General features: G+C 53.3%; 18 protein-coding genes. 13 read left to right on the forward strand and 5 right to left on the reverse strand.

Annotation, left to right across the window (positions count from 1 at the left end; all coding sequences use genetic code 11):
* Nucleotides 1–201 carry a hypothetical protein gene (locus IRJ17_RS12975; RefSeq protein ID WP_173598214.1) on the forward strand — a complete coding sequence of 67 codons (201 nt, stop codon included), beginning with the start codon at nucleotides 1–3 and terminating at the stop codon, nucleotides 199–201.
* 237 nt (nucleotides 202–438) lie between these two features.
* Here the strand turns inward: IRJ17_RS12975 and IRJ17_RS12980 are convergent, their stop codons facing one another.
* Together IRJ17_RS12980 and IRJ17_RS12985 are read right to left on the reverse strand one after the other, a co-directional pair.
* On the reverse strand, nucleotides 439–1,740 hold the full coding sequence (locus IRJ17_RS12980) for a BaiN/RdsA family NAD(P)/FAD-dependent oxidoreductase (RefSeq protein WP_173598200.1): 1,302 nt from the start codon (nucleotides 1,738–1,740) through the stop codon (nucleotides 439–441).
* A gap of 120 nt (nucleotides 1,741–1,860) precedes the next feature.
* The gene (locus IRJ17_RS12985) at nucleotides 1,861–2,682 is read right to left on the reverse strand and encodes a GNAT family N-acetyltransferase (RefSeq protein ID WP_122964029.1); all 822 of its coding nucleotides are present in this window, start codon (nucleotides 2,680–2,682) and stop codon (nucleotides 1,861–1,863) included.
* Between the two features lie 154 nt (nucleotides 2,683–2,836).
* On the opposite strand from IRJ17_RS12985, the gene IRJ17_RS12990 reads away from it, so the two are divergent.
* Nucleotides 2,837–3,916 (forward strand): M42 family metallopeptidase, encoded by a 1,080-nt coding sequence (locus IRJ17_RS12990; protein WP_242774956.1) that lies wholly within the window; start codon nucleotides 2,837–2,839, stop codon nucleotides 3,914–3,916.
* 18 nt (nucleotides 3,917–3,934) lie between these two features.
* Nucleotides 3,935–4,444: a hypothetical protein gene (locus IRJ17_RS12995; protein WP_122964031.1), complete on the forward strand. Its 510-nt coding sequence runs from the start codon at nucleotides 3,935–3,937 to the stop codon at nucleotides 4,442–4,444.
* 137 nt (nucleotides 4,445–4,581) lie between these two features.
* Here the strand turns inward: IRJ17_RS12995 and IRJ17_RS13000 are convergent, their stop codons facing one another.
* Nucleotides 4,582–4,719 (reverse strand): hypothetical protein, encoded by a 138-nt coding sequence (locus tag IRJ17_RS13000; RefSeq protein WP_167470277.1) that lies wholly within the window; start codon nucleotides 4,717–4,719, stop codon nucleotides 4,582–4,584.
* A gap of 1 nt (nucleotide 4,720) precedes the next feature.
* The gene (locus IRJ17_RS13005; RefSeq protein ID WP_242774959.1) at nucleotides 4,721–5,968 is read right to left on the reverse strand and encodes an MFS transporter; all 1,248 of its coding nucleotides are present in this window, start codon (nucleotides 5,966–5,968) and stop codon (nucleotides 4,721–4,723) included.
* A 319-nt stretch (nucleotides 5,969–6,287) separates the two neighbouring features.
* Here IRJ17_RS13005 and IRJ17_RS13010 point away from each other — a divergent pair, with 319 nt between their 5' ends.
* From IRJ17_RS13010 to IRJ17_RS13025, 4 genes are all read left to right on the forward strand, one after another.
* Nucleotides 6,288–6,512 carry a hypothetical protein gene (locus IRJ17_RS13010; protein WP_063228141.1) on the forward strand — a complete coding sequence of 75 codons (225 nt, stop codon included), beginning with the start codon at nucleotides 6,288–6,290 and terminating at the stop codon, nucleotides 6,510–6,512.
* Between the two features lie 174 nt (nucleotides 6,513–6,686).
* Nucleotides 6,687–6,998 (forward strand): YtrH family sporulation protein, encoded by a 312-nt coding sequence (locus IRJ17_RS13015; RefSeq protein WP_063228142.1) that lies wholly within the window; start codon nucleotides 6,687–6,689, stop codon nucleotides 6,996–6,998.
* The gene (locus tag IRJ17_RS13020; RefSeq protein WP_122964033.1) at nucleotides 6,995–7,540 is read left to right on the forward strand and encodes a sporulation membrane protein YtrI; all 546 of its coding nucleotides are present in this window, start codon (nucleotides 6,995–6,997) and stop codon (nucleotides 7,538–7,540) included. The genes IRJ17_RS13015 and IRJ17_RS13020 overlap by 4 nt, the downstream gene beginning before the upstream one ends.
* 56 nt (nucleotides 7,541–7,596) lie before the next feature.
* Nucleotides 7,597–8,373 (forward strand): sporulation protein, encoded by a 777-nt coding sequence (locus IRJ17_RS13025; protein WP_122964034.1) that lies wholly within the window; start codon nucleotides 7,597–7,599, stop codon nucleotides 8,371–8,373.
* 91 nt (nucleotides 8,374–8,464) lie between these two features.
* On the opposite strand, the gene IRJ17_RS13030 is transcribed toward IRJ17_RS13025, so the two are convergent.
* The gene (locus tag IRJ17_RS13030) at nucleotides 8,465–8,551 is read right to left on the reverse strand and encodes a YjcZ family sporulation protein (protein WP_122964035.1); all 87 of its coding nucleotides are present in this window, start codon (nucleotides 8,549–8,551) and stop codon (nucleotides 8,465–8,467) included.
* Between the two features lie 207 nt (nucleotides 8,552–8,758).
* Here IRJ17_RS13030 and codY point away from each other — a divergent pair, with 207 nt between their 5' ends.
* The 6 genes from codY to IRJ17_RS13060 all read left to right on the forward strand — a co-directional run bounded on the left by codY (nucleotide 8,759) and on the right by IRJ17_RS13060 (nucleotide 15,568).
* Nucleotides 8,759–9,529 carry a GTP-sensing pleiotropic transcriptional regulator CodY gene (gene codY, locus IRJ17_RS13035; protein ID WP_122964036.1) on the forward strand — a complete coding sequence of 257 codons (771 nt, stop codon included), beginning with the start codon at nucleotides 8,759–8,761 and terminating at the stop codon, nucleotides 9,527–9,529.
* A gap of 219 nt (nucleotides 9,530–9,748) precedes the next feature.
* Complete coding sequence (locus tag IRJ17_RS13040) at nucleotides 9,749–11,242, forward strand: M81 family metallopeptidase (RefSeq protein WP_122964037.1); 1,494 nt, start codon at nucleotides 9,749–9,751, stop codon at nucleotides 11,240–11,242.
* A gap of 6 nt (nucleotides 11,243–11,248) precedes the next feature.
* Complete coding sequence (locus tag IRJ17_RS13045) at nucleotides 11,249–12,121, forward strand: MurR/RpiR family transcriptional regulator (protein WP_173598197.1); 873 nt, start codon at nucleotides 11,249–11,251, stop codon at nucleotides 12,119–12,121.
* Between the two features lie 27 nt (nucleotides 12,122–12,148).
* Nucleotides 12,149–13,759, forward strand: a complete 1,611-nt coding sequence (locus tag IRJ17_RS13050; RefSeq protein WP_122964039.1) for an ABC transporter substrate-binding protein — start codon at nucleotides 12,149–12,151, stop codon at nucleotides 13,757–13,759.
* Nucleotides 13,760–13,777: 18 nt separating this feature from the next.
* On the forward strand, nucleotides 13,778–14,698 hold the full coding sequence (locus IRJ17_RS13055; protein ID WP_122964040.1) for an ABC transporter permease: 921 nt from the start codon (nucleotides 13,778–13,780) through the stop codon (nucleotides 14,696–14,698).
* A 15-nt stretch (nucleotides 14,699–14,713) separates the two neighbouring features.
* The gene (locus tag IRJ17_RS13060; RefSeq protein WP_122964041.1) at nucleotides 14,714–15,568 is read left to right on the forward strand and encodes an ABC transporter permease; all 855 of its coding nucleotides are present in this window, start codon (nucleotides 14,714–14,716) and stop codon (nucleotides 15,566–15,568) included.
* Nucleotides 15,569–15,572: the final 4 nt, after the last annotated feature.

Consider the following 15,572-nt stretch of genomic DNA (forward strand, 5'->3'; position numbering starts at 1 on the left):
ATGAAGCTCCTTCCCTTTTTCCTGATGGCCGCAGGGGTGCTTGTCATGCTTCAGCCCCGAACGAAAAGATGGCAAAGTCGGATGAACCACTATTTCCGGGGCAATGAAAAGCGGGTGAAGCAAAGGGCGAACACATTCTTTTTGCTCGGCCTGGCCTTTGTTTTAGCAGGCTTTGCCTACTTGTTCCGGATGGCAGCCTAACCTAGCATTTTCCATAAAAAACACCTGATCGCAGGCGGAATGCGCTCCGTACGCGACAGGTGTTTTTTTGTGCAAAAAAAAAAGAAGCATCGCTCACGAGGGCGATGCTCCATCTAGGGAAGATAAAGGGAGTAAAGGTCTGATAACCAGCACCTTACAACTAGGGGGGAGTAAGGTGCTGATCACTCTTTCGCAAAAAAGAGTACCTGCTTGCTAGTTTCCCCGATTTGTCTTCCCCTAAACGTTATTCTCGCAAAAAAATTCCAAAGCTTCTTCCGCACTGTGCGTACCTGCGGAATGTCCCGATGAAAAGGCGATAGTAATGTTGTAGCCTCCGGTATGGGCGTGAACATCCATGACTTCCCCAGCGAAGTACAAGCCATCCATCAGCTTCGAACGCATCGTCCGCGGGTCGATTTCCTTGACGCTGACTCCGCCGCCCGTAATGAAAGCTTCTTCTAAGGAAAGCGTGCCTGTGATTGTCAGTGGAAATGCTTTGATGATGCCGGCAAAGCTTGCCCAATCTTGCTTTTTCATATGGCTGTACGTCGTGTCTTCCGAGATGTCGGCAAGCGACAGCAGCAAGGGGATAATCCGTTCAGGCAAGTAGCCTTTCAGCACGTTTTTGACCGCTTTTTTCGGTTGCTCCTCCAAAAGCTGCCAGCTTTCCGCGTTGATCTCGTCTTTGCTTTTCGCTGGCATCAGATCGAGCGTGAGCGACAGCGGGATCGCGCCGTATTTGCGTTGGCTGGTAGAAACATAGTGTCCCATCCGCAGCGAGGCTGGTCCAGACAGCCCGAAATGGGTAAAAATCATGTCGCCTTCCTGCGTGTTGATCTTTTTGCCGTTCGGGGCGTACAACGTCATCGTCACATCGCGCAGAGACAGTCCTTGAAGCGTTTTGTCGCGAATGAACGAATCGTTTGCGGTCAGCGGCACTTCTGTTGGATACAAGTCCGTCACCGTATGTCCGGCAGCCTTGGCCCAGGCGTATCCGTCTCCCGTCGAGCCTGTCTGAGGAACCGAGCAGCCGCCTACCGCGATAATGACGCAAGGGGCTGAGAGCTTTTCGCCCGTTTGCAGCAAGATGCCAGTCGTTCTGCCGTTTTCATAGAGCACTTCCTGGACGGGAGAGTTCAGCCGGATGGTGACATTTTGCCGCTTTAAAAGGTCAATGAGCGCCTGCGCTACAGTAACCGCCTTGTCCGTCACAGGAAACATTCGCCCGCGATCTTCTTCCTTCAGGGCGACTCCCAAGCCCTCGAAAAATTGCATGATTTCCCGATTGCCGAATTGCGTCAGAGCGCTATACATAAAACGGCCATTGCCTGGCATTTGCTTGATCAGCTCGTCCTGTTCCTTGGCGTTGGTAACATTGCAGCGGCCGCCGCCAGAAATGATCAGCTTGCGCCCGAGCTTCCCGCCTTTTTCTACCAGGCAGACACGCGCTCCCTGACTCGAAGCCGCAACAGCGGACATCAGCCCGGAAGGCCCGCCGCCGATAATGATGACATCAAAATCGTACTGTGATCGATTCATTTCGTTTTCGTCCTTAGTTATGGTGTAGGGTGAGGCATCCCCCATTTTACCACAACACCTGCTCTCTCGCCCAAAAGAGAGCGAAGGGAACCGCGGGCGTAAAAGGGGGATGCCTGTGCGTCAGGCGAGAATGTCTGCGAGCGGCTTTTTCGTAAGCACGTAGCGGACGATTGTCTCATCGCGGACGATATCCGTCACCATGTATCCTTTGGCAAAATACGTCGTGAGCAACTCGCCGGTTTGCTTGCGCCAAAGAGCGGCTACACTCATGTCTGCCTGCTTCACCTGCTGGAAGAAGGCAGGGACGGGCAAGAGCAGGACAGACTCTTCCCGATCGGTCGCCAGAGCAACAGGGGTCGGGATGCCATCCGTGATCTCATAGTGCAAAATATTTGGAGCGCCGTCATAAGACAGTCGCGGTGCTCCGTTTGCTTGGCGGGCTTCTACCCGTCCGCTGTCGATGAACCATTCCACGAGAAAACGGTCGGTCGGCAAGCCGCGGTTGAAGTCGTCATCGAGGTCGCCGTAGCAATTGGGCAAGTACGTGCGGACGATCCCGCCGAGCTTGACGATGTTCAGCACGCCATTCACTGTTTCCAGCGGATCGTACGTCCAGGTAATCTTGGAATGGCCCATCGCTTTTGCTTCGTCCTTTTGCAGCCACTTCATCTGCACGCCAAGTCCCTGCTTGCGGTATTCGGGCAAAAAGCCCAGCATGTGCGAACAGAGATGCGTCTCCCCGTTGGTGTAGCCTGGGAAGCTGTATAAAAACCCGATCATTTCGTCTCCGTCAAACGCCCCGAGAAACAGTCCGCCAAATTTGTGCATGGTCAGCGTCATGTGGTACGGAATGGCAGAAGCAGGGTCCCATATTTTCCCTTCCATCGCTTCCAACTGCTCAATTTCGCTCGTTTCCGTCAATCTTCGCAACGTGATCGCCATTTCTTTTTTCCCCCTATCCAATTCGTATTTTTACTTCATTCGGACAGAAGGCGGCACATTCCTGCTTGTGAACGGTTGCATCCAAAATCAGCCTCACGGATAATAGGAGAGATAGACAAACATCCGACAAGGGATGACAGGAGGCTTGACCACAATGGAAAACGACTTTCAACTGGAGCTGTGGAAACGGCTGACCCAAGCGCCGGGAGCACCCGGCTTCGAAGGTCCGGTTCGCGATATCATGCGGGAATACTTGGGTACATATACAAACGAGTTCGTATACGATAACCTCGGCAGTATGCTCGGCGTGATGCGCGGGGATGAAAACGGTCCGAAAATCATGGTGGCCGGACATATGGATGAAGTAGGGTTCATGGTGACGCGCATTTCGGAAAAAGGCTTTATTTCGTTTCAGACGTTGGGAGGCTGGTGGGGACAAGTCCTGCTCGCCCAGCGCGTTCAAATCATAACGGAAAAAGGCGCGGTGGAAGGCGTAATCAGCTCGATTCCTCCGCACGTGCTCAGTGAAGATCAGCGCAATCGCCCGATGGACATTCGCAATATGTACATCGATATCGGAGTCGATACGCGGGAAGAAGCCGAGCAGGCAGGCGTGCGTCCGGGTCAGCAGATCGTTCCGGTCTGCCCGCTCCAGGTCATGACCAACCCGCGCCGCGTCATGGCGAAAGCGTGGGACAACCGCTACGGGTGCAGCTTGGCTGTTGAGCTGGCAAAAGAACTGCATGAGCGGCCAGGACATCCGAACGTGGTGTATGTGGGAGCAACTGTTCAGGAAGAGCTGTCTGGCGGGCGCGGAGCGAAAACCGCAGCAGCCGTTATCGAGCCGGATTTGTTCCTCGCATTGGATGCCAGCCCGGCGACCGATATTCCCGGCGTGAAAGACGAAGGCGGAAAACTGGGCGGCGGCCTGCTGATGCGGATTTACGATCCGATGTACATGATGCCGCTCGGCTTGCGGGAACTGTTGATTTCTACATGCGAGCAGGAAAACATCCCGTACCAGATTTACATTGCCAAAGGTTATACAGACGCAGGGGTCGTGCAGCACCACGGAAAAGGAGTGCCGTCCGCCGTCATCGGAATCCCTTCCCGCTACATTCACAGCCATGCTTCGATCATCGATCGGGAAGACTACGAAGCGGCCAAGCGCCTCTTGTTCGCGATCGTGCGCAAGCTGGATCGGGCGACCTTTGAAGCGATTTTGCCGAGATAACGAGGGGAGGTGGCGCTTTTGAACGCAATTATTTTGTATACGAAGCGCCAAGGTCAGGCGACGTCTTACGAATTTAATGTTTTTGACAACCAGTTCGCAACGGAAAATCTCGCTGTCCGCAAAGTGCTGATGTCCATGCTGGAGTCCGTCCGCGACCGACTGACCGATTTGGAAGTGGAGTACAACGACAGCATGCTGGCAGAAAAGCTGGGAGCGAAGCGGGCGGGGGAAACTTTGCGCTTCCTCGGGGCGACGAGAGAGAACAGCAAGGAACATCTCAGCAACGGAATCGTCGTCAGCCGTTCTTTTCAAGCGCCGATGACTCCCGAGCGCTACGCGTATTTTTACGAACTGACAGACATCGCCCAACTATCGCATTACCGCCTGAAGGAAGGCGACGAAGACCGAATCGTGTTTTACTTCACACGCTATTTGCAGCTGATTGCCCCTGACGAACAGGCAAGCCAAAGCTTTTTGCAAAAGCTCGCGGAGTTCTCTCTGCCATACAAGCTCGTGCCCATCAGTTGAACGAGACGGTGACGAGCCAAACAAAACGGTCATGACTGTTTTGTTGACGCAAGCGGTTACATCCGATTTCATGAAAAAAGCCATTTCCTCTGCATCGGGGAAATGGCTTTTTCGTGCAGAAACAAAGCGGGAAGCTCTCAAGTAGAAGGGCGATTCGGCCCTTCCAGCTTTTTGTCTCCGTAGCCAGGGGCATCGTTTTGCACTGATTTGGGCTGACGGTTGCGTTCCGCATCTTGCCCGTTTTGCTGCTGCTGCTGATTTTTTGACTGAGTCATTTTACGTCGCACCTTCCTTTCTTTTCGTGCTGGACTCGTTGGTCTGCGCCGGATTTTTGTAGCGCGGGATGGCATAGACGGCAAACAACCCGAGCAGTGCCGCCAGAAACAAGGTGACGATGCCGTAAGCTATCCACGGACTTCGGCTCGCCACTCCGCCGAGTTTTTCGACCATGGCGCCGCCAAGGCTTGTCCCGATGGCGGTTCCCACTCCGGAGACAAAGTTGGAGAAGCCGAAGTACGCTCCCAGCCACTCTTCTTTGGCAAAATGGGTAACGAGCGAATCCTGGACAGGCATGAACAGCATTTCACCGAGGATAAACAGGACGGCCGCGGCACTGAGCGTGGCAAAGTGATTGGCCCAGCCCATCGCGGTCAGTCCGGCCCCGAGCAAGGTCGTTCCGATGGCGAGTGCGATATACGGATTGATCCGCTGCAGAATAAAGCGCGAGATAAAGCCTTGCAGCAAAACGACACAGAGCGAGTTGATCGTCCAGACAAGGCCGATGAGCGTTGCGGAATGCAGTACATGCTCGCCGCGCAAAGGCAGGATCATGGTGAACTGCGCGTACAGCGCCCACATCAGCAAGGTAATTCCCGAGAACAGCAGGAAGCTGCGGTGCTTCAAAATATGCCGATATTCCGAGATCGGCGTGCGACGACAGTCAGGGCCGACACAGCGGTCATCCGGCAAGGAAAAGAACGTCAAAACAGCGAGCAGGCCAAAAACGATGGCAGAGACGATAAACGGCTGCTGATGAATCGCCGTCATCCACGTAATCACCAGACCTGCTACGATAATCCCGCTGTGGGCGAGAATGCCCCGCCAGGAAAAAGCTGTCGTCCGCTGCGCTTCCGCCACTTCATCGGCAATCATCGCTTTGATCGTGGGGGCCAACAGTCCGAGCCCCAGCCCGTTCACCGTCGAAAACAACAGGAAAAACCCGTAATTCGCACTGTAATGGTAGCCGAGCATGGCACTGCCCTGAAGCAAGGCTCCCAACGCGATGATCGCCCGTCTACCCCACCGATCCGACATCGGCCCCCCGATCAGGCTGCCGATTTGATAGGCGATGCTGCCTGCCCCGAGAATGAAGCCCACCTGAGCCAGATGCAAGAGCCGCACCTTTTGCAAAAAAATCGGAAACACCGGGATGACCAAATACGAAGCCATGTGCATGAAAAAAACGAGCAGCAGCAAGATCAAATAAGGCTTGTTGCGCCAGAGTGCTCCCTGTGAGGCTGTCATAATCGCCTCCTCTAGTTGTTCAACATCCTTTCTAGTATGAGTGGAAAAGGTTTGTCTCTATGCAACAAAAATGGGCGAGCGTACAAATGTGCACGCGAGGCAGGCGGGTGTCCAATCCAACATTCATCCCGATACATATACCTATAGAGAAAAGGTGCCATGGGCGGTATGCCAGGTGCAATGGTTCGAGCTAGTGTGAAGGGGGGATCTCGCATGAAAGGTTTTGGTTTTTTTAACCAAGATGGCTTTGAAGTGGTGATCTGGATTATCGTGATCATCTTTCTCCTCTCCATATTCTTTGACGAAGGGATAGATTGAGATGAGCGCATATCGGCCAGTTCGCCGCCTGAACAATCACTATCGCTCCAATCAAGGCTTCAAAGCATGGATCAAGGCCAATGAGCAATGGTTCAAAGAAAATCCGGAAGTGTTCAAACAAGTGTTAAGCAATCCGAATATGGTCAATTTGTTTATGGATCTTATGGTGATGAACTCCCCGCGCATCCAAAAACGTCTGCGCAGATGGGGCAGGAACAAGCCATGAGTACCAGTGGCATGCTACCGACATAAGCATGCCTTCTTTTTTTGGAGTTTGGCAGAGGGCATGCCGTGGCAAGAGAACAGATGACAGGGGCGGGAAGGCTTTTCGATCATAAAAACCAGACAAGCCGCGTAGGGATAAGCATACGTCATGCAGTCGGGAGGATGGGGGATCAGCATGGCACAAGTCATTTTGACGTTTTTTGTAGCCTATGGCATTGTCGTGGGAGGAGCCTTGTGCGGAGGATTGGGTGCGTTTTTGACAGAAAAGCCTCCGTTGTTTTCGATGGTACAACTGGCAGACCAACTGAAAATATGGGGGCTGGTCGGCGCTTTGGGCGGCACCTTCGACTCCTTTTTGCAAATTGAAAAAATATTGATGGGCAACTTCTCGCCCGTATTCAAGCAGCTTGTCATGATCGTCGTGGCTTTTTTGGGCGCTCATATCGGAACGATTTGCGTGCACTGGCTCGTGCAGGTGCGCTCATGATGGTCATCTTCTGGAAACGATACCTCGCGCTTCTGCTCATCGGCTGTCTTGTGGGCGGCACCGTGATTTTGTTCGTGTACGGGCGCGAGATGGAACAAATGATGCTGGTGCGCAAAAGCCTGGAGCTGCAAAACAAAAAGCTGTACGAAGAAAACCAGGAGCTGAAGCAAAACCAGCGCGTCTACCGCAAAAACCAGGATCAGGTGATCGAGGAGGTTCGCGCTTTTGTGCTGACGGCGGATCAGAAGCAGCCTTTGCATGCCACGATTGTCGTACAAGTCGTCGATATGGTGGAAAAAGACTTCGCTTCGCTCAAAGGCAAAAAAGCGGAGCAGGTCGCAGAAGTTCACCAGGTTCTGCATGAGATGCTGCGCCGCAGGGAGTACGTCCTGTCGGATCGCACGATGGTCGAAGTGCGAATCAAGACGGTCTTCATCGCGCGGACGCTGCAAGTCTTCGTCACGGCAGAGGTCATATCGGATGATGTTTGGCAAAAGGTTGCGCGAAACTTTCTTTTTCTTCCCTCGTATATTTCTACATAGATACCTGAAGGCAGATCGATCAAGGTCTGGGGTCAACGCAAAGGAGAGGCGAGTACATGTCCATGTTCAAGAAGTTGCTGGCGAGTGTTGGAATTGGAGCTGCGAAAGTAGATACCCGTTTGGAGGAGGAGTCGCTCGTTCCCGGGGATCTCGTAAAAGGCGAGGTGCATCTTACAGGAGGAGATGTAGCACAGGAAATCGACGAAATCTACATGTACGTTGTTACCCACTATGAACGAGAAGTGAACGACAACAAGGTGAAAGAAGAATGCACCCTGGTCAAATACCGTTTGACCGAGCGCGTGTACCTGCAGCCAAAAGAGAGCAAAGTCCTTCCTTTTGCTTTCCCGCTTCCTTATGAAACCCCGCTGACAATGGGGCGCCAGCCTGTTTATTTGCGAACCGGACTGGATATCAAAAATGCGATTGATCCTGGCGATTCCGATTTCATCGAAGTGCGTCCGCATCCGTTGATGACAAAAGTGCTGGATGCTGTTTCTTCCCTTGGCTTCCAACTGTACAAAGTAGATTGCGAGTACAATCGCCATCTGGGCAAATCGTATCCGTTTGTGCAAGAGTTCGAGTTTCGTCCGACCGGGCCGTACCGCAGCCGTCTGGAAGAGTTGGAGGCAATCTTCTACTTGCGCGAGGGAGAGCTGGAAGTGTTGCTGGAGCTAGACAAGCGTGCGCGCGGCTTCCTGGGCGCTTTTGAAGAAGCGTTTAACCTCGACGAGCGCTACGTGCGCTTCCGACTGCATGACGAAGATTTGAACAGACCGACACATGTGATTGCGGATGCGATCGAGCAGCTGATCAAGAAACAGCTGCGCTAAGAGTTAAGAGCCAAGCGAGTGCGAAAAAGAAAAGAAGGCTGTCTGGGAGAAAACCAGGCAGCCTTTTTGTATGGGCGAAAAAGCGAGCAAATTAGTCGTCTGCGCCGACGATCGTCAACAGGACGAACAATACAAGAATCAAAGACAACCCGTTAAAGCCTCCGTTAAACAGCCCCATTTGAAATCCTCCCGTAATCCGTGACGTGATGTTTGTTCCCTATATAGAATAGTCGCCGACAGGGGCAAACGTGTTCAGGCAAACACCCATTTTTCGGGCGAAAAACCGATTGCATGAGGTGTCTTTCTAATTTTTTGATTTGCATGTATGGGGCTGGATTTTTCTGACAATACTGTGAGCATGAAGAAATCCAAGGAGGATATTATTATGAATTTGTTGGAAAAAACGAGAAAAATCAATGTCATGCTGCAAAAAACAATGGGAGGCAGCGGTGTCGGCTTTCAAGACCTCGCCAAGCTTTTGTCCGAAGTCATCTCGGCCAATGTGTACATCATTACGGCTGACGGCTCGATTCTCGGCAGCGGAATGAATCAGGAAATTTCCCTGAATGAAGAAGGGCAGACCCACCTGCAAAGCGGAGTACACCAGAAGCTGCTGGAAGTGACGCAAACGTTGGCGAACGAGTCGATTCAAAGCCCGTACAGCTTTGTGCCAAAAGAGCTGGGCAGTTTGTTTCCGCAAATGATGACGACGATCGTCCCGATTAACGCGGGCGGAAGCCGACTGGGCACACTCGTGTTGCTTCGCGCTTACGGCGAGTTCGAGACAGAAGATTTGATTTTGGGCGAGATCGGCGCCACGGTCATCGGGATGAAAATTGTCCGTCAGCGCACGGAGCAGATTGAAAATGAAGTGCGGGACAAAACGTTTGCCAAAATTGCATTGTCCTCCCTTTCCTACAGTGAACAGATTGCCATCGAGAAAATCATGGAGCAGCTCGACGCGCGCGAAGGCTTGCTCGTAGCAAGCCAGCTGGCGGATCAGGCCGGGCTTACGCGCTCTGTCATCGTCAACGCGCTGCGCAAGCTGGCCAGCGCTGGCGTACTCGAATCCCGCTCGCTCGGCATGAAAGGGACATACATCAAAGTGCTGAATGACAAGTTCCCGTCTGAATTGGCCAAGTGGAAAACATCGTAATTCAATCGGTGCAGACAAAAGGCTCTCCTTTTTGCAGGAGGGTCTTTTGGCGTTTGTTTTGCAGTTCAACGAGTACAATCCAGCTTGACAAAATTTCATGAATTAATCATTGATTCGTGATTTTTTTGCCGATATAATTTGCGAAAAGGAATAACTTCAAAAAATTCTAAATTTAAAGTTTAAACTTCAAAATGGAAAATGACTGAGGAGGAGATCGGATTGAAAGTGGCAATTGGTGGCGTCGTGCACGAAACGAACACATTTTCCAACGTTCCTTCTACGCTAGACCTGTTTCAAAGCTGGGAGTGGGATCACGGAGAGGTCATCCTTTCACGCAACCGCAAAGTCCGAAACTTCCTCGGCGGAATGGTCGACCGGGCGGAGGAGCTGGGGATTGAACTTTTGCCGACTTTCTCCACGTTCGCCTACCCGGCTGGCACGATCACGCATGAGACGTACGAGCGGATGAAAAACGAGCTGCTGGAAGGGCTGCGGCTGGCGAAGGATGCGGATGCGATCTGTCTCGCGCTTCACGGAGCGGGCGTTGCAGAAGGCGTCGACGATCTGGAAGGCGATCTGCTCGCGGCCGTTCGCGGCGTGGTCGGCTACGACATTCCGCTGGTCGTGACGCTCGACTTGCATGCCAACATGACTCCGAAGATGGTTGAGGAGGCGGACGCGCTGCTCGGCGTTCACCTGTATCCGCACGTTGACTGCTATGAGCGCGGCCTGGAGGCGATTGACGTCGCCAGCAAAATGGTCGCAGGCGAGTGGAAGCCGACGATGCATCTCACCCGATTGCCGCTTTTGATCCCTACCTCTGCTACCCACCATTTTCCGGCGAACGAAATCAACGAGGCATGCTGGGCTTGGGAAAAGGAAGAGAACGTGATCGACTGCGCCTTTTTTCACGGTTTCCCGTACACGGACATTCCGGAGCTGGGAGTGGCGGTTTTGACGGTCACGAACAACGACAGCGAGCTTGCCCGCAAAGTGAGCGAGGATGTAGCGAAGCTCGTTTGGCAACACAGGGATGACTTCGAGCTGATCATGCCGACTCCTGCGGAAGGAATCGCGCAAGCACTCGCTACAGAAGGAATGCCGATTGTCATCAACGAGACATCGGACAACCCGGGCGGAGGAACTCCCGGCGACGGGACGCATCTGTTGCGGGCCATGCTCGACGCGCAGTTGACCAACGCCTGCTTCGGCTACATGTACGATCCAGAAGTGGTGCAACAAGCATTTGCAGCGGGAGTCGGGGCCACGCTGGAGATTAGCCTAGGCGGGAAAACCGACCATCTGCACGGCGAGCCGCTTGAAGTAACCGCGTACGTCAAAGCGTTGACCGATGGCAAGTTTGTCGCCACGACGCCGATGGGCCAAGGAGCGCGTATCGACTACGGCAAATCTGTCCGCTTGCAAATCGGCGGTGTCGATGTGCTCGTCTGCTCGGTCAAATCGCAGGTGCTCGACGAACAAATTTTTCAGCTGCACGGCATTGATGTCACGCGCTACAAGATCGTTGCCCTCAAGTCGAGTACGCACTTCCGGGCCGCCTTTGAACCGATCAGCGCCAAAGTCATCACGGTTGATTCACCCGGCCTGACGACGCTGAACTTCCGGTTTTTCCAATACAAACGGGCAAATCGCCCACTTTATCCGCTAGACCCGATCACAGATCCGACCCTACCACAACTGACAAGGAAGTAGAAGAAGATGGAAAACGTACAGGAGCGCATTCGCAAACATTATCCGGAATTGACAAACCAGCAAAAGCTGGCCGCCAAATACATTCTCGCCGAAACAAAAGTCGTAGCCCAAAAACCCGCAAAGGTGGTCGGGGCGCTGAGCGGCACGAGTGAAACGACAGTCATTCGCCTCTCCTACGCGCTCGGTTACTCCGGGTATAGCGAGTTGCAGCAAGAAATTCGCAGCTCCTTGCTGGATAAAGTGCAAAAAGAAAATGCCATTGACAGCCTGCGGGCAGCAGCGGAAGATTTGCGCGATCAGGACGATCTGATCTCCTTCAACATGGAGCAGGACGTCGCCTACATTCGGCAAACGCTCGGCGGACTGAAAAAGGAACAGCTGGAGCAGGCGGTAGCAAGCATCATGGCCGCCAGGCACATTCTCGTCGTCGGCTTCCGCAGCTCGTATGCCCCTGCCAATTGGCTCGCTTTTTCACTGAATGTCGTAAAAGGAAATGCGCACCTGTACAGAGGACCTGTCGACGATGCGAACTATTTGCTGACCCAGATCAATTCGGACTGGTTGGTCATTACCTTGTCCTTTCCCCGCTATGTCAGTGAAACGATTTTGTTCACCAAGGCGGCAAAGGAGAGAGGGGCTGTCGTTTTGGGGATTACCGACGACGAGCTTTCTCCGGTCGGGCCGATTGCCGATCAAGTCTTGAAAGTTCATGCACCTGCTCCTACCGCGCTGAAAGGAATGACCGCGATCTTTTCCATGCTGAGCGTACTGGTCAGCGGTGTGGTACAGGCCGATGGCGAGCAGGTGAAAGAACGGCTGCTAAACTACGAAAACACGAGTCGCCAAATCTATCCCTTCGTGGGGGAAACCGACATGTGACGCTGAGAGAAAAAAGGGGATGAGGGTATGAAAAAAAGCTGGTGGAAAACAGGGCCACTAAGCGTACTGCTGGCAACGGCAGTCATCGCAGGCTGTTCATCGCAGACAGCCAACCAGACGACGCAGCCGAAAACCGATGAGGCGGGCAAGACGAGCAACACGCTCGTTGTCTCATCGCTGATTGACCCGGACACGCTCGATCTGCACAAAACAACCTGGCTCGGCAACGAGAACGGCCTTTTGTACGAACCGCTGCTGAGCCGGGACACTTCGGGAAAAATCATCCCCGGCCTTGCGGAAAAATACGAGATTTCGCCGGACGGCAAAACGTGGACGTTCACCATACGCAAAAATATCCGCTTCCACACCGGCAATCCTGTGACGGCAGCCGCTGTGAAGGAGTCGTTTGACCGGATGCTGGAAATCTCCCCTGTCAAAGGGATCGTCGGGCCGATCGAAAAAGTGGAGGCAACAGACGAGCAGACGCTGAAAGTTCATTTCAGCAAGCCATTTTCTCCTTTTATCAACGTCGTCATTAGCGGAATGGTTTCTCCTGTGGACACGAAGGCGGCAAAAGAGCTGGGCGACGGTTTTGGCGACAAGCCATCGGGAACGGGGCCGATCCAGTTTGAGAAGCGGGAGCGGGGCGCATCGCTTCTGTTCAAGAAAAATCCCGAGTACAACTGGGGGCCGGAGTACGTCGCAAACAAAGGCCCGCTTCATATCGACAACGTTTTGTTCCGCTTTTTGAAAGACGACGATACGCGCATGATGGAGTTCAAAAAAGGGACGATTCACGTGCTGCACGATGTTCCGGCAAACTCTGTCGCTGAATTGCAGTCATTGCCTGGCGTCGACATTCAGAAAACGATGGACATCGGCATCAAGTACATCGCTTTTAACAACAAGCATCCACTGTTCAGTGACGTTCGCCTGCGCAAGGCGGTAGCTCTCTCCGTCGACCGCGATCCGCTGGTACAAGTAGCGTTGAACGGTTTCGGCAAACCGATATACGGACCGTTGGCACCGACGATTTTCGGCTACAGCGAGGCGATCGAGAACAAGGCGAAGCAAATGTACACCCGCAATGTAGCGGAGTCCAAGCAGTTGCTGGCAGATGCCGGATGGACGGACACCAACAACGACGGCATCGTGGACAAGGACGGCAAACCGTTGTCGGTGGAGATTTTGGTGTCACAGCAGCCAGCGTTTACCAGAGCCGCGCAAATTCTCCAAAGCCAGCTGAGAGAAGCGGGAATCGATCTCAAAATTACCGTTCAGGAAATGACGACAATCAAAGACCGGATCAGCAAAAAGTCGTACGACATGGCACTGATGTACTACGGCTGGTACGATGCCGACATTCTGTTTCTCATTTTTGAAAAGAGCAACGCCGAAAGCCGCATGCACTATACGCGGCCCGAGCTGGACGATCTGCTGAACAAAGGGCGGGAAGCTTCCAGCGAAGAGGAACGCATTCGCATTTACGAACAGGCACAGGAAATTTTGCTGAACGATTCGCCATGGGTGCCGCTCTGGGTGAACGAAGTCGTGACGGCAACGAGAGGCATCAAAGGCTTTGGGCTCAATTCCTACACGCAATACTTCATTTTGAATGATGTCACTCTCGATAAATAGAGAAACAGGGGTGATGGTATGCGCCGCTATGTGGTGAAAAGGCTGATTTCTCTATTGGGCACGCTCCTGGGCGTATCTGTCCTGATATTTCTCATGGTGCACCTGATTCCCGGCGATCCTGCGACGCAAATATTGGGACAGTTTGCCACGCCGGAAGCCATCAGCCAGATGCGCACGGCGCTCGGACTGGATCAGCCGCTATGGCAGCAGTATGTCGGCTTTCTGGGCAGACTTTTGACGGGGGATCTGGGTACGTCTCTCTTTACGGGAGAGAGTGTGTGGGAGCAGATTGTCACGCGCTTCCCGATCACGTTGCAGCTTGCTATTTTCAGTGTTTTGATTGCCGCAATATTCGGTATTTTGCTCGGGACGATTGCCGCTGTGAAACAAAATACGCTGGTGGACAGATTCGTCGTCCTGCTCTCGCTGGTCGGGATTTCCGCGCCAGGCTTCTGGATCGCCCTGTTCCTGATCTGGATTTTTGCTTACAAGCTCGCGCTGTTTCCGATTTCCGGCTATGAGGGCGTTCATTCCTTGCTGCTGCCAGCCATCACTTTGGGGATGGCGGAAGCGGGGATGATCGCCCGAATGACCCGGGCAAGCATGCTGGAAGTGATCAAACAGGACTACATGCGGACAGCCGAAGCAAAAGGGGCTTCGCTCGTTTCACTCATTTTCAGCCACGGCTTGCCCAATGCGATTATCCCGGTCGTGACGATGATCGGCTTGCAATTCGGCTCGCTGATGGCAGGCGCTGTAGTCGTGGAGACGGTATTTTCCTTGCAAGGCATCGGCAGCCTAGCGATTGAAGCGATCAGCAAGCGAGACATGCCGACGGTGCAAGGGATGGTATTTTTCATGGCGCTGATTTTTGCACTGACCAACTTGATCGTGGATCTGATTTACAGCCGGATTGATCCGCGCATCCACTTCGATTAGGGGAGGAGCAGGATTATCGTGAATAACAGTCGTCACATGTCTTACTGGTCAGGGATCAGAAAGCGATTGCAGCGCAATAAAACAGCTATGGCCGGAGCGATCATCCTGCTTGTTTTTACACTCGGCTCGCTGCTCGCTCCCGTGATCGCCCCGCATCCCGTCGAACAGATGAACTTTGATCAACGCCTGGCTGCTCCCAGTTCTACCCATCTCTTGGGAACGGACGATTTTGGCAGGGACATTTTTTCCCGCTTGTTGCATGGCGGTCGCATCTCGCTTTTGATGGGGTTGATAACGGTCGTGTTGTCGACCACGATTGGGGTCACGCTCGGAATTATTGCCGGATATTACAGGCGTCTTGATTTGTTTATCATGCAGGGGATGGATATTCTCATGTCGCTGCCCGCCTTGCTTTTGGCGATCGCAGTCATTGCCGTGCTCGGGCCAGGATTGGCCAATGCGATGATTGCCGTCGTGATCGCGGTCATCCCGTCCTACGTGCGGGTCGTGCGTTCCGCGGTGCTGTCGATTCGGGAAAAAGAGTACATCGAAGCCGTCCGCGCTTTGGGCATCCGGGATTGGCAAATTCTTTTGAAGCACATTTTGCCGAACATCATGTCGCCGATCATCGTGTTGTCGACGATCCAGTTTGGCGTCAGTATTTTGGCTGCTGCGGCCTTGAGCTTTCTCGGTTTGGGCGCACAGCCGCCGATGCCTGAATGGGGGGCGATGGTTTTTGTCGGCAAGTCGTTTTTGAGTCAGGCTTGGTGGATGTCGATTTTCCCTGGAATGGCGATCATGCTGGTGGTTCTGGGCTTCAATCTGCTTGGGGATGGATTGCGCGACGCCCTGGACCCGAAAACGAGGTAAGGGA

It is taken from the genome of Brevibacillus parabrevis, from assembly GCF_022701015.1.
GTDB classification, from domain to species: domain Bacteria; phylum Bacillota; class Bacilli; order Brevibacillales; family Brevibacillaceae; genus Brevibacillus; species Brevibacillus parabrevis.

Excerpts from the sequence above, each read along its gene's own strand:
- IRJ17_RS12975 (WP_173598214.1), top strand. The coding sequence starts at position 1 with ATGAAGCTCCTTCCCTTTTTCCTGATGGCCGCAGGGGTGCTTGTCATG.
- IRJ17_RS13000 (WP_167470277.1), bottom strand. The coding sequence starts at position 4,719 with ATGACTCAGTCAAAAAATCAGCAGCAGCAGCAAAACGGGCAAGATGCG.
- IRJ17_RS12990 (WP_242774956.1), top strand. The coding sequence starts at position 2,837 with ATGGAAAACGACTTTCAACTGGAGCTGTGGAAACGGCTGACCCAAGCG.
- codY (WP_122964036.1), top strand. The coding sequence starts at position 8,759 with ATGAATTTGTTGGAAAAAACGAGAAAAATCAATGTCATGCTGCAAAAA.
- IRJ17_RS13025 (WP_122964034.1), top strand. The coding sequence starts at position 7,597 with ATGTCCATGTTCAAGAAGTTGCTGGCGAGTGTTGGAATTGGAGCTGCG.
- IRJ17_RS13005 (WP_242774959.1), bottom strand. The coding sequence starts at position 5,968 with ATGACAGCCTCACAGGGAGCACTCTGGCGCAACAAGCCTTATTTGATC.
- IRJ17_RS13055 (WP_122964040.1), top strand. The coding sequence starts at position 13,778 with ATGCGCCGCTATGTGGTGAAAAGGCTGATTTCTCTATTGGGCACGCTC.
- IRJ17_RS13050 (WP_122964039.1), top strand. The coding sequence starts at position 12,149 with ATGAAAAAAAGCTGGTGGAAAACAGGGCCACTAAGCGTACTGCTGGCA.
- IRJ17_RS12980 (WP_173598200.1), bottom strand. The coding sequence starts at position 1,740 with ATGAATCGATCACAGTACGATTTTGATGTCATCATTATCGGCGGCGGG.
- IRJ17_RS13045 (WP_173598197.1), top strand. The coding sequence starts at position 11,249 with ATGGAAAACGTACAGGAGCGCATTCGCAAACATTATCCGGAATTGACA.
- IRJ17_RS13030 (WP_122964035.1), bottom strand. The coding sequence starts at position 8,551 with ATGGGGCTGTTTAACGGAGGCTTTAACGGGTTGTCTTTGATTCTTGTA.
- IRJ17_RS12985 (WP_122964029.1), bottom strand. The coding sequence starts at position 2,682 with ATGGCGATCACGTTGCGAAGATTGACGGAAACGAGCGAAATTGAGCAG.
- IRJ17_RS13020 (WP_122964033.1), top strand. The coding sequence starts at position 6,995 with ATGATGGTCATCTTCTGGAAACGATACCTCGCGCTTCTGCTCATCGGC.
- IRJ17_RS13015 (WP_063228142.1), top strand. The coding sequence starts at position 6,687 with ATGGCACAAGTCATTTTGACGTTTTTTGTAGCCTATGGCATTGTCGTG.
- IRJ17_RS13010 (WP_063228141.1), top strand. The coding sequence starts at position 6,288 with ATGAGCGCATATCGGCCAGTTCGCCGCCTGAACAATCACTATCGCTCC.